The 16,738-nt window shown below is 32.9% G+C and carries 8 protein-coding genes; 2 read left to right on the top strand and 6 right to left on the bottom strand.

Annotated features, from left to right (window positions below; translation table 11 throughout):
* Nucleotides 1-13 precede the first annotated feature (13 nt).
* The gene (nadA, locus tag RBG61_RS00850; RefSeq protein WP_307944713.1) at nt 14-925 is read left to right on the top strand and encodes a quinolinate synthase NadA; all 912 of its coding nucleotides are present in this window, start codon (nt 14-16) and stop codon (nt 923-925) included.
* 60 nt (nt 926-985) lie between these two features.
* On the opposite strand, the gene RBG61_RS00845 is transcribed toward nadA, so the two are convergent.
* From RBG61_RS00845 to RBG61_RS00820, 6 genes are all read right to left on the bottom strand, one after another.
* Complete coding sequence (locus tag RBG61_RS00845) at nt 986-1,285, bottom strand: Dabb family protein (protein ID WP_307944712.1); 300 nt, start codon at nt 1,283-1,285, stop codon at nt 986-988.
* Between the two features lie 88 nt (nt 1,286-1,373).
* Nucleotides 1,374-3,026 carry a peptide ABC transporter substrate-binding protein gene (locus RBG61_RS00840; protein WP_307944711.1) on the bottom strand — a complete coding sequence of 551 codons (1,653 nt, stop codon included), beginning with the start codon at nt 3,024-3,026 and terminating at the stop codon, nt 1,374-1,376.
* Nucleotides 3,027-3,095: 69 nt separating this feature from the next.
* Nucleotides 3,096-3,596: an anaerobic ribonucleoside-triphosphate reductase activating protein gene (gene nrdG, locus RBG61_RS00835; protein ID WP_307944710.1), complete on the bottom strand. Its 501-nt coding sequence runs from the start codon at nt 3,594-3,596 to the stop codon at nt 3,096-3,098.
* Nucleotides 3,597-3,692: 96 nt separating this feature from the next.
* The gene (locus RBG61_RS00830) at nt 3,693-6,008 is read right to left on the bottom strand and encodes an anaerobic ribonucleoside triphosphate reductase (protein WP_307944708.1); all 2,316 of its coding nucleotides are present in this window, start codon (nt 6,006-6,008) and stop codon (nt 3,693-3,695) included.
* Nucleotides 6,009-6,161: 153 nt separating this feature from the next.
* The gene (locus RBG61_RS00825; protein ID WP_307944706.1) at nt 6,162-7,799 is read right to left on the bottom strand and encodes a PASTA domain-containing protein; all 1,638 of its coding nucleotides are present in this window, start codon (nt 7,797-7,799) and stop codon (nt 6,162-6,164) included.
* A 132-nt stretch (nt 7,800-7,931) separates the two neighbouring features.
* Nucleotides 7,932-15,269: a GH36-type glycosyl hydrolase domain-containing protein gene (locus tag RBG61_RS00820; RefSeq protein WP_307944705.1), complete on the bottom strand. Its 7,338-nt coding sequence runs from the start codon at nt 15,267-15,269 to the stop codon at nt 7,932-7,934.
* A 455-nt stretch (nt 15,270-15,724) separates the two neighbouring features.
* On the opposite strand from RBG61_RS00820, the gene RBG61_RS00815 reads away from it, so the two are divergent.
* A complete protein-coding gene (locus RBG61_RS00815; protein WP_307944704.1) occupies nt 15,725-16,726 on the top strand; it encodes a LacI family DNA-binding transcriptional regulator in 1,002 nt (333 codons plus the stop codon).
* Nucleotides 16,727-16,738: the final 12 nt, after the last annotated feature.

Below are 16,738 nucleotides of genomic sequence, written 5' to 3'. Positions count from 1 at the left end.
AGCATAAAAATTTATGATTAGAGATATTCAAGATAGTATTTTAAGACTAAAAAAAGAAAAAGACATTGCAATATTAGCACACAGCTATCAATCTCCCGATATATTAGAAATTGCAGATTACAAAGGCGATTCCTATCAATTAAGTGTAATTGCACAAACTTTATCTTGTTCAACGGTAGTAATGTGCGGTGTTCGTTTTATGGCGGAAACGCTAAAAATGCTTTCTCCTGAAAAGAAAGTCATTCTTCCGGTAGCTACTGCTACTTGCCCAATGGCTGAACAAATTTCTCCAGAACGTGTTCTTGCATTTAAAAAAGATAACCCTGAATATAAAGTTGTAGCCTATATCAATACAACAGCAGAATTAAAAGCAGTTTGTGATGTATGTGTAACATCTTCCAGCGCTTTAAAGATTGTTTCAAATATGAAAGAAAAGAATATTTTATTTATACCTGATAAAAACCTTGGTACTTACATAAAAGAGCAACTACCTGAAAAAAACATTATTGTTTGGGACGGCTGTTGCCCTATACATAATGCAGTTACTGTTTCAGATTGTATAAAAGCTAAAAAATTGCATCCAAACGCTACGATACTAATGCATCCAGAATTACCAAAAGAAGTTTTAGCCTATGGTGATGTAATTGGCTCAACTTCGGCAATTATCAATTATGCGTTAGCACATGATGATGAATGCATTATTGGAACAGAAAAAAGTATTGCAGATTATTTATCCCTTGTAAAACCCGAGGGAAAGTTTTATCAGTTATCTAAAAAATTGATGTGTCATGACATGAGAATAACGACCATCATGGATGTATATAAAGCAATGCTTGGCACAGGCGGAGAAGAAATTATATTAGAAGACCAGCTCCGACTTGCTGCTAAAAATCCCATTGAAGCAATGATTCAATTAGGTGGTTAACGAACATAAAATCCCCATTTGAGTATCGAAAATGCCCTAACATAGAGTTAGGGCATTTTGTTATATCATATAGTCTACACATCTTCTATTAACAGTTACCGAGCTAATAAATTGTCCTGCAAGTCTATGCTTAGGATGGTTTTGATATATTTCCAAATGTTTTTCACTTTCAAAACTACTATAAAGCATGAGATCGGCATTACTGGTTGCTAAGGATTGAATTATTACCTCTAATTCTATTACACCGCTAACTTCATCTTTTAACTTTTCCAAGGAATCTTTCATTTTTTGTGCCGCCTCTAATTTATCTTGATGTGTCAATTCATCTTTAAAATCCCACATTACAATATGCCTTATCATATCAAATACACCTCCAAAGTTGATTATATCATCAATTATAAATAAACTAGCAAATTAAAAATCTATATTGATAACATACTGAATTCCATTAGTTCTTTTTCACATCTTTAAACAAAACCATTCCTGTTTGTCTGTTGTATTTCAATTTTTTAATAGATTGGCTTGTTACAAAATAATCTGTTTTATAATACATTGGGATAAAAGCAACATCATCAATAATTTGTTGTTCTACTAATTTAAAGCAATCTATTATTTGGTTATCATCAGATAATTCAGCTGATTTATCTAAATTTTGATCCACCGAAGAACTACTATAACCATAATAATTCAAATCACTTCCTGTATGAAATTGACTCAAAATAGATCTCGGAGAATTTTCTATTGCAGCTAAATTGACGATTGCGCAATCAAAATCCCCTTTCTTTAACCGAGATTGATACTCATCAATCGATACTTCATCAATCCCTATAAAAATACCTAAATCTCGTTGTAGCACTTGAGAAGGAAATAAAAAATGATCTTTGAACGCTATATTTGCATTTCTTGGAACCATAAGTCTGATTCCACTGATTTTATTTTTGCCTAGCTCTTTTAATCCACTAGAATGCAATTCATATGCTTTCTTTGCATCATATTGCGGAACTAAATTTTTTCCAACATATTCACGATAGCTTTGCTGTGCAATCATAATGCTATTAGGAACTATTGCTGTTGCCAATGACATACTTTTTGGCAATATACTTTCATAGGTACTTCTATCAAAAGCTGTTGCTATGGCTTGCCTAATATTTTTGTTGTTCAAATCTTTATTATTAAAGTTAAAAGCAATTCCCCAAGTTGAGCCTTCCATTGCCTCAGAGTCAAATCCTTTTTTACTTATCTTATTAAAATTAAAACCGTCAATCATTCCACCAACTGTTTTTTCCTCTAATAATCTTTCAACCGAATTATCAATTACAATATTTTTTTCTTTTTCTTGTTGTAATTCATCTTTTGATTTTGTTTGTATCCACAAGCTAATTGAAGATGGCATTACATTTGCTTGATTGTAGTAATTATCATTATGTACTAAACGCATGCTCTCTTTATGCGTCCATTTTGCTAATACAAATGGACCATTTACCATAATTGTATATGGTTCTAATCCATACTTACCTTTGGTTTGTTCAAAAAAAGCTTGGTTGCATGGTACAGCACTTGTTTTCGTTAATAATCGTAAAAAATTATCATTTGCATATTCTAAGCGAAATGTAATCTCATTCTTAGCCGTTGCTGTAACACCTAGAGTATCAATAGAAGCTTTTCCTTCGTTAATGGCTTGTGCATTTTTAATACAATAAAACAATTTTGCGTGTTTTGAATTCGTTTCGGGATCAATTAGACGCTTAAATGCAAAAACAAAATCATCAGCCGTAACTGGTTGATCCGTCGTTTTATCGTTATCATCATTCCATTTTATATTTTCACGAAGCTGGAAAGTATAAGTAAGCTTATCTGAACTAACATGATAACTTTTTGCCATTCCCGGTTTCAATTTACCTTCATCATCCATTACCATCAAACCTTCAAAAACATTGCTAATGACTAACAAAGATGCCTTATCGGTGGCAGTTTGAGGGTCAAGATTTTGAGGTTCCTCTTTTATATCATAACTTAGGCGAATTGGTTTTTTACTATCGCCACATCCGACAAAAACCAATACCATCGAAAGTATTAAAATAAAACAAAGTATTTTTTTCATCTTGTCCTCCATAATAAAATCATTCAAAAGCTATCATATCATTTTGAATAGCTTAATGCAATTAACAAATTATGAAAATAAGACAATATCATTTGCTGCTCTTGTCTTATTGCAATCAATCAAACGTTGATTTTTACTCCCACGAAATAATAATGTTAAATCTCTTTGACTCAAAACAAATTTCCCATCAACTAATACATCAACTTCATTTAATAATTCTTTTGCAAAAGGTTGTGGTTGTTGCTGTAATTGCTCATAAGTATATCCGGAATATGCCCATACATCTTTTCCAATTGCTTTGACCTTTTTGACTAAATCTAACAATGCTTCAGCTTGACAAAATGGCTCTCCACCACTTAACGTAATTCCTTTTAAAAGTGGATTGCTTTTAATTTGTTCAAATAAAACTTGAGTTGATTCAAAATAGCCTTTGGCAAAGTCATGCGTGTCAGGGTTATGACAGCCCTCACAATTATGGGGGCATCCTTGAGTGAATATCACATAACGAATTCCTTTTCCATCAACGATAGACTCTTTTACAACACCCGATAGTTTGACTTGCTTATCCATGGAAGTTCCTCTTTTCTTTATTCGCAGCAAAAACCCCTCGTAAACACGAGAGGTCTTTGCAATAAACTTTATGTATCAAAAACAATTGACACAATCTTACATATGTTTTACACGGTCTTTTTCTTCAGCACGTTTTGCGTCATTAAAACGATCTACTGTTCCAACTAAATAACCTGTTATTCTTCTAATACGTTCAAATTTTGGTTGACCAACGGCTTCTTTTCGTCCGCATTTTGGACATTCATTTTCTATGATTCCTGAGTAGCCACATACTGGATCTCTGTCAACCGGGTGGTTAATGGATCCATATCCTATTCCGCTTTCTTTCATACAACGTACTACTTGTTCAAATGCATCCAAGTTTTTGCTTGGATCACCATCTAATTCAACATAGCTAATATGTCCACCATTTGTTAAGTCATGATATGGAGCTTCAATTCTAATCTTATCAAATGCACTGATATTAAAGTAAACTGGAATATGGAAGGAGTTTGTATAGTAATCTCTATCTGTAACTCCTTTAATTATGCCATAACGCTCTTTATCCATACGAACAAAACGACCGGATAGACCTTCTGCAGGAGTTGCAATAACAGAGAAATTCAAGCCTGTTTCTTGTGACTTTTCATCCATTCTTTGGCGCATTCTTGCAACGATTTCATAGCCTAATTTTCTTGCTCTTTCGCTTTGACCGTGATGTTCACCAATCAAAGCAACTAAAGTTTCAGCAAGACCAATAAATCCAACAGTTAACGTACCATTTTTTAACACTTCGGCTATACTGTCATTATAACCAAGCTTGTCGGAATCAATCCAAACCCCTTGGCCCATTAAGAACGGATAGTTCTTAACTCTTTTTTGTCCTTGAATCTTCAAACGATGCAAAAGTTGACTTGCAACTAATTCAATTTTTTCATCCAACATTTCATAAAACTTGTTAATATCGCCTTTTGCTTCAATTCCTAAACGTGGCAAGTTTATAGATGTAAAGCTTAAGTTACCTCTACCACTTGTAATTTCATTAGCTTTATTATAATTATTTGCTGCAACCCTTGTTCTGCATCCCATATATGCAACTTCACTATTATAGTCACCTTCTTTATAATACTGAAGGTTAAATGGAGCATCCATGAATGAAAAATTCGGGAATAGACGTTTTGCAGATACTCTGCAAGCTAATTTAAATAAATCATAGTTCGGATCTTCAGGATTATAGTTAATACCTTCTTTTACTTTAAAAATATGGATTGGGAATATAGGAGTTTCGCCATTACCCAAGCCTTTTTCTTGAGCCAATAGAAGGTTTTTCATAACCATTCTGCCTTCTGCTGATGTATCTAAACCATAGTTAATTGAGCTAAATGGAATTTGAGCACCGGCACGAGAATGCATAGTATTTAAGTTATGAATAAGTGCTTCCATTGCTTGAAATGTTGCTTTATCTGTTTCTTTAACGGCTTCTTTCAATACAAATTTTTGTATCATTGCAATTTTATCCGCATCTACATATTTTTTTAATTCTTCTGCTTCATATTCCATATAACCATTATTATTTGCTAATACAGGGATTGTTGCATGTTCTGCATCAATTTTACTTCTAATTTCTTTTGCAACACTGAATGAATCCTCAATATCTGCAACTAATTCCAATGCTTTGGCTAAATTAGATGTATATAGTTTTGCATATGTTTTTTTGACTCCATTAGCCATTCCATATTCAAAATTAGGAATACTTTGTCCTCCATGTTGATCATTTTGATTTGATTGGATTGCAATACATGCCAATGCAGAATAACTGCGAATATCATTTGGCTCTCGTAAGAAACCATGACCTGTACAAAATCCATTTTTAAATAACTTTACAATATCAATTTGACAACAAGTTGTTGTTAATGTATAAAAATCCAAATCATGAATATGTATATCACCTTGCGCATGAGCACGAGCGTGTGCAGGATCTAAAACATACATTTCGTAAAATTGCTTTGAGCCTTCGGATCCATAGCGTAGCATGGTTCCCATAGCAGTATCTCCATCAATATTTGCGTTTTCACGTTTAATGTCAACTTCGTCAGCAGATTTAAAAGTCAAATCCTCGTAAATCTTCATTAACTTAGTATTCATCTCTCTAACACGTGTACGTTCTGCACGATAAAGAATATATTTTTTTGCAGTTTGAGTATGACCTTCTTCAATCAATACTTTTTCAACTGCATCTTGAACTTGTTCTACACTTGGATTTCTTGTTTGAAGTATTTGCTCTATATAATCACAAACTTTATAAGAAAGTTCGAGCGATTCATCATAGTTATTTCCGCCAGCAGCTTGAGCTGCCTTAAAAATAGCTTTTGCTATCTTTTCTAGATTAAATGGAACGGATCTTCCGTCACGTTTTGTGATTGTCGTAATCATTGTAATTCTCCCATTCAGCTTATATTGTCAACACTTGTTGATCTCAACCACTACATATTGTGTCATGGTCGTCATTTAATAGTATATAGTGTGTTCTGCAAAAAGTCAACCATATTAAAAAAATAAAACTGAGCTAAGCTCAGTTTTTATTTTTTATTTCGCTACATAAATAGTAATTGACGTTATTACAGCACGATCAACTTCTGATTCAGGCGGTTGGCTCAATTTAACGACATGACCGCTTGGAACTTCAGAGCTATCAACACGCTCAACAACACTCTCAATTCCATGATCAGTTAAAAACTTTTTATAGTCCTCAAGCTTAATTGGATTACCACTCGGATCAACTATTGGTGGTAAATTAACCTTTTGAGCACCCTTGCTTACAGTAAGCTCAATTTCAGTACCTTTTGGTTTACTCTCATTTGGTGCAATGCTTTGCTTTGTTACTATTCCCATCTCGGCAGTATCACTAAACTCTTCAACTTTTTTAAAGGTAAACATGTCTTTATATGTGATCCCACCATTTGATGTTGCATTCATAATATCGTTATAATACATACCTTCAAAGTTATCAACAGAAAACACCGGTACTGCATTTGAAGAAGGCTTTTCTTGTTTATCGGGCTTGCTGCTCTCAGTAACAGAGCTTACAATGCTCGAAGTGTTAGATGAACTTGCTTTTGGCTTATTATCTCTTCCCAAAACTAAATAATACATCAAGAAAAATGCTATTAGCATGATCGGAAATGAAATTAAAATAACTGTTAACCAAAGCGGAAGTTTATGCTTTTTGTTAGTATTAGATTTTACATTAATTTCTTCAATTTCATCGTTTTGTTGAGAAGAATATAAGGCGCCTATTAGTTGTTTCACATTATAAGTTCTATACTCTTTTTCATATGCTAAGCCTCTTACAATTGCTTCAGACACAGCTACTGGGATACGTGGATTTAATTGAATTGGTGCCATTAACGAATGATCAACATCACGCATATCAGATCTTGGGGGCATTGTTCCTGTTAAAGCCTTATACAAAACAGCTGATAGCGAATAAACGTCAGTCCATTCCCCATAACTAATACACTTTTGATATTGTTCAGGCGCAGCGTAGCCAATAAATAATTCGGGTTTTATTTCACTGTTAATTGCTCTAACCGCACTAATACAAACACCAGTTAACTTCAATTCATTGTTTTTCGTTACTAAAATTGTTTCAGGGCTGATACCTCGATGAATAATTCCATTTGAATTTAATAATTTAACCGTGTAAAGCAATGGTAAGAATAAATTCTCGGTTTCTTCCCAGCTTAATTCTCCTGCATTTTCAATTAAATATCGAGTAAATGTCATTCCTGCAACATCTTCGTATACTGTATACAGTGTCTCATTCTTTGCAAAAATCATTTTTGCTCTTAATAAGCAATGATTACTCTTTAAATCAATTAACTGTTTTGAAAGTTCTGCAAAATCTGTTAATAATGATTTATATTGAATCTCACAGCCCTGATTGATGCCAACTGTAATTCCGTCAGCTTTCCGAAAGCAAAGAGGATCAGGGAAAAATTCACGAATGCGTACTCGTTTCTTTTCTTCGAGGTCATATGCAACATACGTCATACCCTCACCGTTATGCTCAATAACGAGTCCGATATAAAATCTATCTCTTATTATAATACCTGGTTTAAGCTGTTGCTTTAAAATATCGCTTAAATCTCCATTGTCATTTCCACAACGGTCACAGTGATTGCCTTCTATGATATTCATACAAGCAAAACATCTATTTTCCATCTACAGCTCTCCAATCGCTCATTATGTCATACAAAGTCATTGCTTCATACTTATACTATTTTATAATAGCAAGAATTATGCTATTTGTCAATGAACGAAACTAGAAATAGATATAAATATCCATATTTTTACTTAAAATTGAATGTTCTTCTTTTGATAATTTGAAATATCGGTTTCAATTTTATTACCATCCATATTGATATTCACATGATACCCTTCACTATCAAAAGGTAGCTTTGGCTCGAAAACAATACTTTTTAAATTGAGATGAATTCCAAAATAATATTGTAACAGTAATTGATAATACCATCCTGCTGCACCTGTATATAGGCTCCATCCGCCCCTTCCATAGCTATATTCATTCGTATAAATATCAGCAGACATATAATAAGGTTCATTTAGATAGCAATCTGAAATTGGATCATTCTCATATTTTGATATAGGATTTAGGTATTTTGCTAATTGAAAAAACCGTTCTTTTTGTTCCATCTTTGCAAAAGCCATTGCAAACCAAATTGATGCATGAGTGTATTGCCCTCCGTTTTCTCGTACACCTCTTGGATATGCTTTTACATAGCCGGGATCTTGCTCAGATGCATCATATGGGGGCGTAAACAATTTAATGATGCCAAACTCTTCATCAACCAAAGAATGATATGCGGTTTCAAGTGCAGTTAAAGTTCTCTCTTTATTCGGCATATTCGCAAGTACACTAAAGCTTTGCGTTAATGAATCAATTTTACATTCTTCACTTTGATAAGAGCCCATTACTTGTCCGTTATCGAAAAATGCTCGAATATAATGGTCTTTATCGTAACAAAATTGATCAACTACTTGTAAGAGTGCACAAGATCTTGTTTCACATTCTTCAGCAAAATCAGTATCGTTTCTTAGTAGTGCTACATTTTTAAATTGTTGCATTGTTAAAGATAAAAATTGTGCAAGCCACACACTCTCCCCTTTTCCTTCTATTCCAACCTTGCTGTATCCATCATTCCAATCTCCACATCCGATTTTAGGTAAACCATGATTACCTAAAACATAAGCTTTATTCAATGCACGTTTGCAATGTTCATAGACACTTTCCCGATACTCAGTATATTCAGCCTCGAGATAATGATCTTTCTGTTTTGGTTGTAATTCAGGAGCGATTAAATATTTCACAGGTATATCTAATAAAGTTTGATCATTCGTAAAATCGAGATATTGGCTTACAACATATGGAAGCCACACTAAATCATCTGAGTATCGAGTACGAACTCCCTTCTTACCTCCTCCACTTTTCGGCATAATATGCCACCAATGCATTACATCTCCTTCTTCAAATTGACTTGCACAGCAACGAATAATGTGTGTTCGTGTTAATGTTGGTGAAAGAGGCATATAAGAAAAAACATCTTGTAATTGATCTCGAAAACCATATGCGCCGCCACATTGATAAAATCCTGTTCTACCGTAAATTCTTGAAGCCAACATCTGGTGAGGCAGCCAAGTATTAACCATAAAGTCATATGCTTTTTCGTTTGAATTAACTTGAATACTATTTTCCGGGAAATATGCTTCATGTGGTTGTAATCGAATCTGTTCTATAACGCCTTGCTTACTCATAGCAAAACAAAGCATAAAAGTAAGATTTAAAGTTTCATTGGGCTTTATTTCTTTTGTTATCACCAAAGCTCCACATAAATCTTGTTTTGGTGGTAATGAATTTTCTTCCCACCTACCACATAGAAATTGTGGGCGATCACAGAAATAAGAAGTAACTTCTTCGGTGCAACTCATCCCCACAAAAGCTTTACCCGATAAATTAAAAGGATTTTGAAATAGTAAAATATTTTCTTCAAAACCACCATTTATAAAGCGAGAATTTGTTCGCGTTACATTTAAAACAGGTTCCGTATAATAACATAAACTTATTGTTTTTGCTTTCTCGGAATGATTTTGTAATTCAACATTAATATACTTTATCATGCCTTTTCGAGGAACTGTAACGGTTACTTTACTGGTAAAGCTAGGAGTTTCACCATAATAGCAAGCGTAATTTGGGTTGTATTCCACTAGTGAACCATCTAATAAATCAAAATAATGATCGTCCAAATTCAAGCAGAGCATTTCGCCGTTATTATCTCGTATGGTATCATTGTACCATGGAGTTAATTTATTTTCTCTAGAGTTAATTGCCCATGTAAAGCCCAAACACTTGTCAGACATCAAAGTGCCAAAAGTCGGATTAGACAGTATATGACACCAAGGTAGTTTTGGTGTTTCTGTTACATAAAAACTATTATCAATGAAAACACCGCCATTTACATGATAGCCACATTTACAATCTAAATTTTGCTTTTGAACGGATTTTATTTGAACTGGTTGATATGGAAAAGTGGGTATCTCTATTCTCACTAAACTTCTGGTTGCAACATGACAAGCTGTTGCATAAAGTAAATTTAAATGCTCCTCATCTATTTGCATACGTTTCAGTAAATAGATTCCGCCTTTTTGTCCAATCGAACTTTCTCCACAGTTCATTTTAACTCTTGCCTGAATTGCATTGATCGTTTCCGTTTCTTCTTCATCTTCTTGATATAAAAAGATTAAATCAAATTGAATTCCATTCAAACGAAACAATGCATGACAAATAGAATAAACATCAACACGTTCCATATCATTTTTATTTAAAACATCAACAATAACAATTGGTAAATCACCTGAGATACCCATTGACCATAGTCCGTTTACTCCCAAAGTGTTCTTTGAAATAGCATTAATAATAGAAGAGGATAAATTTGTTTGAAAAATAACTTGTGGCAATAGCACTTGTGCTATTCGATGTGTCAATGTGCCATGTTCCAATTCGCTTTTAGCGGCGATTTGTTCTTTTACACCTTCACATTCTCGTACAGCTTTGATGTGCATAATTGCTTCCGTTTTACTCTTTCCGATTGCTGTTAGCAATGTATACTCAGCTTTATCATTCGGCTTGCAATTCACTTTCACTCGAAGAGCAATACATGGATCTGGCACACCGGTTCCTCCTTCAAATTCATCTGTAAATGCACAATACTTTACAGATGACAAATTACCCCTGGTAAAGATATTTTCTCTATTGCTTTCTAAATCAAATGAAATATCTTCTTTAAACCCTATTGCCATAAAAACAATTGCTTCACTTCCGCGTTTCTTTCTTGAAGCGATAATTATATTTGTTTCCTTATCAATGGATATATTTAAAAATAACTTTGAAAATGCTTTATGTGTAATATCATCCATAAATCCAAATAAACAAGGTTCTGCGTAAATTATCAAAGCTGTATCAAGCAAACCTTTTTCTGTGTTGTGAATTTGAATTTTACGTTGCTCACAAGGTAATACCCGATGCATTGTAACTTCTATTTCTGTTTTGATAGATTGATAATCACAATAAAATTTTGTGCTATACTTCGTAAACTCTGTTTCATATTTACAGCCGGAATCGTAGCTTGGTGCATAGGTTAATGATAGAATTTTATCCTTTGTTTGTAAAAATGCAAATGTTCCTAATGGTGCACGAAGTAAATCCGTTGGACGTCTTGTAATATCAACAGAATTGTATTGAATAAAAGATGCACCTATATCAGTTATCACACTCGTTAATTCCCCATTATTTAACAGCTTTATTTTTGGATTACATGGGTTTAATTTTTCACAATAATCATGAACGATTTCTTCAGGCACAATTTGATGTTCTCTTTTTCGTTGTTCAAAAAACACAATTTCACCAACTTGTATTTTTTCTTGTAGTAATTCAATTGCACTAGACATATCTAAATCACGCAAAAAACGTTTTTGCATAATATTATTGTTAATCAAATTATTCACAGCAATAATACTCATCCCGATATGATGCGCCATATAGCTTTTAATGACACGAAGACTATTATCGCCAATTCGTTTTCTTGTATAGTCAATCGCTTCGTAAAAACCATACTTGCCTTTCACTTGAATGCTTTCAATCAATTTAATATTATGATACGCCGATTCAAAGTCTTGCGGCAAACATAAAAATGAGGAATAAGGGCTAATAACCAGTTCATCATTCATGCCTCGTTTTAGTCCCAGTCGTTGTACGCCATTTGCTTGATATTGATAATTTAAACTGTTATCAAATCGGTAAATGCCGCTTTCTGAAATTCCATAAGGGATTGGATATTTTTTTACTCTGTTTTTTTGACATTGAATACAATAATGCAACGCTTCATAGCCAAAGGAGCCCTTAACACTATGCAAAAGCAGCTCAGGCATAAAATATTCAAACATTGTTCCGGTCCACGACATTGGACCGGTATGCACTCCTTGGCGAGATAATGTTCGATTCAAAGAACCCCAATGTTTTTTAGGTACTTGTCCTTTTGCTATAGCAAAATAACTTGTCATTCGCGCTTCGCTCATTAACATATCATAATGAGATAAACTAAAACTATCGCTTGTTCGATCATAGCCGATAGTAAATAATCCACGTCGTTTGTCATAAAAAACAGATAGGTCTGCATCATCTATTAAGCTTTCTATTTTTTTTATCAAAGCTCTAATATTTTGATGCTCAAATTCATATTCCTTTAATCCTTCTTTTAAGCAAACTAAACTACAAATAAAATTTCCACTATCCACAGTTGATACAAATGCAGGTTCTAGTGTAGCTAACGACATCGTATCATACCAATTAAATAAATTTCCATGAAACTTTTCCAATGAGTCTACTGTAGCAAGAACATTTTCAACATAAAACACCAATTGGTCCGTTGTAATAATATCAAAATCTCTCGCTGTGAGAGCAGACAATAGCATCATACCGATGTTAGTTGGTGAAGTTCTGTGTGCAATACGAAACACAGGTGCTTCTTGCATATTATCAGGAGGTAAGAAATGATTTTCTTCATTACATAAGTCCTGATAATAATCCCACATTATTTTAACATCTTGAACCAACACATTTTGTTGATGTCTTGTTATGGAAATTGGTTTGTCTTTGAATACTTTTTTTGACAACAAGACAAAAGAAACTGAGAGCAAAAAAACAATTGCTGCTATCTTTAAATAAAGATATGGTGCAAATAGTAATGCCACAGGAAGTATAATACAAGGATAATAATATAATAATTCTGTTGTAATACCATGTTTTTGATTTTGTACTTGAGCAGCAGTAACCCATTCTAACATATTTTTCTTTGAAATAAATCGTCGATATAGTCCCCTAATTCCGGCATCTAATGAAATATAGGCATATTGAGGTAACAAAATTAATTCTGCGACTGCTTTTGTAAAAAGTTCAGCAGTAATCGGAAGCGTTTTTGCGTAGGTTCTTGTAGTAAAAGCTGTAATAGAACCATGAATAAGCTTTACAAGAATTGCAAACAAATACGGTGCTGTTACTGCCAGTATGGCGATAAGAAAGAGAAAAATTGAAATTTGAAAATCAACAAAACACGATATAATCAAACACACTATTGAAAATATAGGCGTTATTTCTCTGCGAATGTTATCCAATATCTTATATCTGTCAATTTTTTTAAGATGATTTTGAATTCCAATATTTTTTTCATGTCTCTTACGAAATAAAAATGCAATATTTTGAAAATCGCCACGAATCCAACGATGCAGTCTCTTAAAATATGCTGTTGCATTATAAGGAAATCCATCTACAACTTCTACGCCCCCTGCATGACGAACACGCAAAGCCAATCCTTCAATAATATCATGGCTTAATACTGTTTCAGGTTCAAATTCATTCTGCATTACTTGAAAAAATGCATTAACATCAATTAAACCTTTACCAGTAAAAACAGAATTACCGTACAATTCTTGATAAAATTCACTACATCCACTATCATAACATGAATTACCACCAATACCGCCCATAATACGTGTAAACATTGTTTTCATAGACTCTTTTAAATCAATTACAATGTGTGGGAGAATAATTCCATAACCACTTTCCACGATTTTTGTTTCGTAATTCACTATTGGTTGATTCAATGGATGCGCAGCTATTTCAACAAGCTCACAAACACTGTCCAATAATAGTTTTGTATCATAGTCGAGTGCCATCAAATATTTAACATCTGTTAGAATCTCTAAATCACCGCAAGTATGTGCAAATTTAATGTCCTTTCCATGAATAGTAGATACTAAATCACATATTGCTCCTCTTTTGCGTTCTCTTCCTGTATATACGCCCTGCGTTTGACTATATTCTCTTTTACGAACAATTGCTAACAGCTTATTTTGATATAGCCGGTTGATTTCTTTAACAGCCTTATCTAAACCATTTAATTTTTCGGAATCTAGTGGCATTTCTTGTTCTTTTGCCGGTTTATAATCTAATAAAACAACAAAAGATATTGCGCCTTTTGAATTTGTTAGGATTAAATGTTCTAGTTTAGTTTTAAAACTTGCTAATTCGTTTATTTCCGGCATAAGGGTTGATACTACAACTACTGTTTTGCACTCCTCAGGAACAATGGAATGAAAATCCATTCTAGGTGCATAATCATGTTCTACGCCTTTCAATATGAAGCATTCCACCATAGGACGAATGATTTCAATAATTGGTAAAAAAATAAGAGGTATCAAATACCAAGTATGAAATAAAATGCTGATACCTACTGTAAGAAAAATGCTTAAAGAATACAGTAGAGTTAAATGCAGTTTTCTCTTATAGGCATTCTTTTTATATATTTCATATGCTTCATATATATAAAAACCAATGTGCTTTTTACATTCACTTTCTTTTGCCTTTGCTAGGAACTGCCTCGTTAAAAGTAATTCATCTTCTAAAGTAATACGTGCCATTTTTGAAATAATATAACGATAGTGCTTTTGGGTAACGTCTGATTGCTTGCTATATACTCCTGATGGGTCTTGCTTTAATAGATATTCTAGTCGGTTCTTTTTTTCAATAATATATTCATAATCAGCCTGTTCTGATGCGTATATTACCCCAATACAACGATCAAGAAGGGTATATTCAAAATTCTTTTTCTTAATGAGTTCTGCAATATTATTTACTGCTGCACATTTTAAAATTACTTCAATAAAATCAAATTCTACATTTTTCATGTATCTCTTTTCTTCAAAAAGACCAATTAAATCAATAATGCTATCTGTATTAATGATACAATGGCTTTGTAAAACACAATCGAAAAAGCCATACAAATCAATATTACATTTTCCTTTGCTTGCTGGCAGATAAACATTTTTTAGTCGTTTCAATATCAAGTGAGATTCCCGTTCAACCTTATAGTAACTATCACAAAACAAACGCTCAAATCCAGATGTATTGCTATATGGCATTAAGCTATTATAATATTTTCGAATGGTTCTCCTTGAAGATCGAACCTGTTTTATCAAACATTTAGATGAAATAAACTTAGATTCTATAAATTCGCTTATATATGCTTTTAACTTTTCTTGTAATTCTTGATTCAAATATTCCAAAATTCATTTACCCTCCAATATGAAAATCATCATTTGTTAGTGTTCTCATATATTGGTAAAAAAATTCAGAGTATTTAATTGAGCATTGTGTAACTTCTATTTTTTTAAAAAATTGTTCAATATTTTAATAGTTGCATAGAGTAGGAATCTATTTAACCTAATGATTTTATTCAATATCTATTTTTATCAATTTATCTTGTATAAAACCGATTACTAAAATTAAATGCATTAATTACTAATATTAAGTTTATAATTTCCAAACTTATAGTATTGATTGTGCAAAATGCACTAAAAATATAATATTGTTAGTAAATATTGACGTTTTTGATAAAACTGTATTGCAAATAGAAATTTCTTTTGCTATAATGCAAGTGTACTGGAAACGTTACCGAAACCGTTACCGAAACCGTTTCTGATAAGTTTCGAATAATAGATTATTTAAAGGAGCTACTCTAATGACTATTAAAGATATTGCCAGACTTTCTGGATATGGCGTAAGTACCGTTTCAAGGGCACTAAATGGTCACCCCGATGTAAGCGAAGAAACCAAAAATAAAATAAATGAAATTGTAGAAAAATACAAATTTGTTCCTAACTCAAACGCTCGTCAATTAAAACAAAATCAAAGTAAAGATATCGCTATTATTGTAAAAGGTAGCTTTAACCTTTTCTTTGCAACCATTATAGAAAATATTCAAATTTACCTAAGCAAAGCGAACATCAATGCTATGGTTCATTATTCAGACGAATATTCAGATGAAGTCAAAATTGCTCAAAAAGTTCAAAACGAACAAAAACCAATGGGTATCATTTTCTTAGGCGGTAATATTGAATTCTTAAAAAAGAGCTTTAAACACATTACAGTTCCATGTGTTCTTTGCACAACAAACGGAAACCAAATCATAGCAAGTAATCTTTCCAGTGTAAGTGTTGACGATATAAAGGGCGCTGAAGCCGCAGTTGATTTTTTGCTTCAAAATTCTCATAAACATATTGGAATTATTGGTGGTAATATAAACAAATCATACACTTCAAAACTCAGATTGATGGGATGCGAAAATAGCTTTGCAAAGAATCAGCTTACCTTTTCAACAGACTATTATGAAGAAAGTGATTTTTCAATCAATTGTGCATATGAGGCAACAAAAACACTACTTTCTAAACATAGCGATATTACAGCTATCTTTGCAATGTCAGATATTATGGCGCTAGGTACAATTTCAGCTATTCATGATATGGGAAAAAGTGTGCCGGATGATATCTCTGTTATTGGATTTGATGGCATTGAATTAGGTAAATACTATATTCCTAAACTTACAACCATTAAGCAGCCTGAAAAAGAGCTTGCAAAACTAAGTGTTAAAAAAATCATTAATATGATTAATAATACAGAATCTTCTTCACATATTCTTTTAAATGCATCTTTGTTGGAAGGCAACTCTGTTAAAAAAATATAAATCACGAAAGGA

Source organism: Paludicola sp. MB14-C6, from assembly GCF_030908625.1.
Taxonomy (GTDB): Bacteria; Bacillota; Clostridia; order Oscillospirales; family Ruminococcaceae; genus Paludihabitans.
The sequence above is the reverse complement of the archived record's forward strand: the minus strand, read 5'-3'. Positions and strand labels throughout refer to the sequence as shown.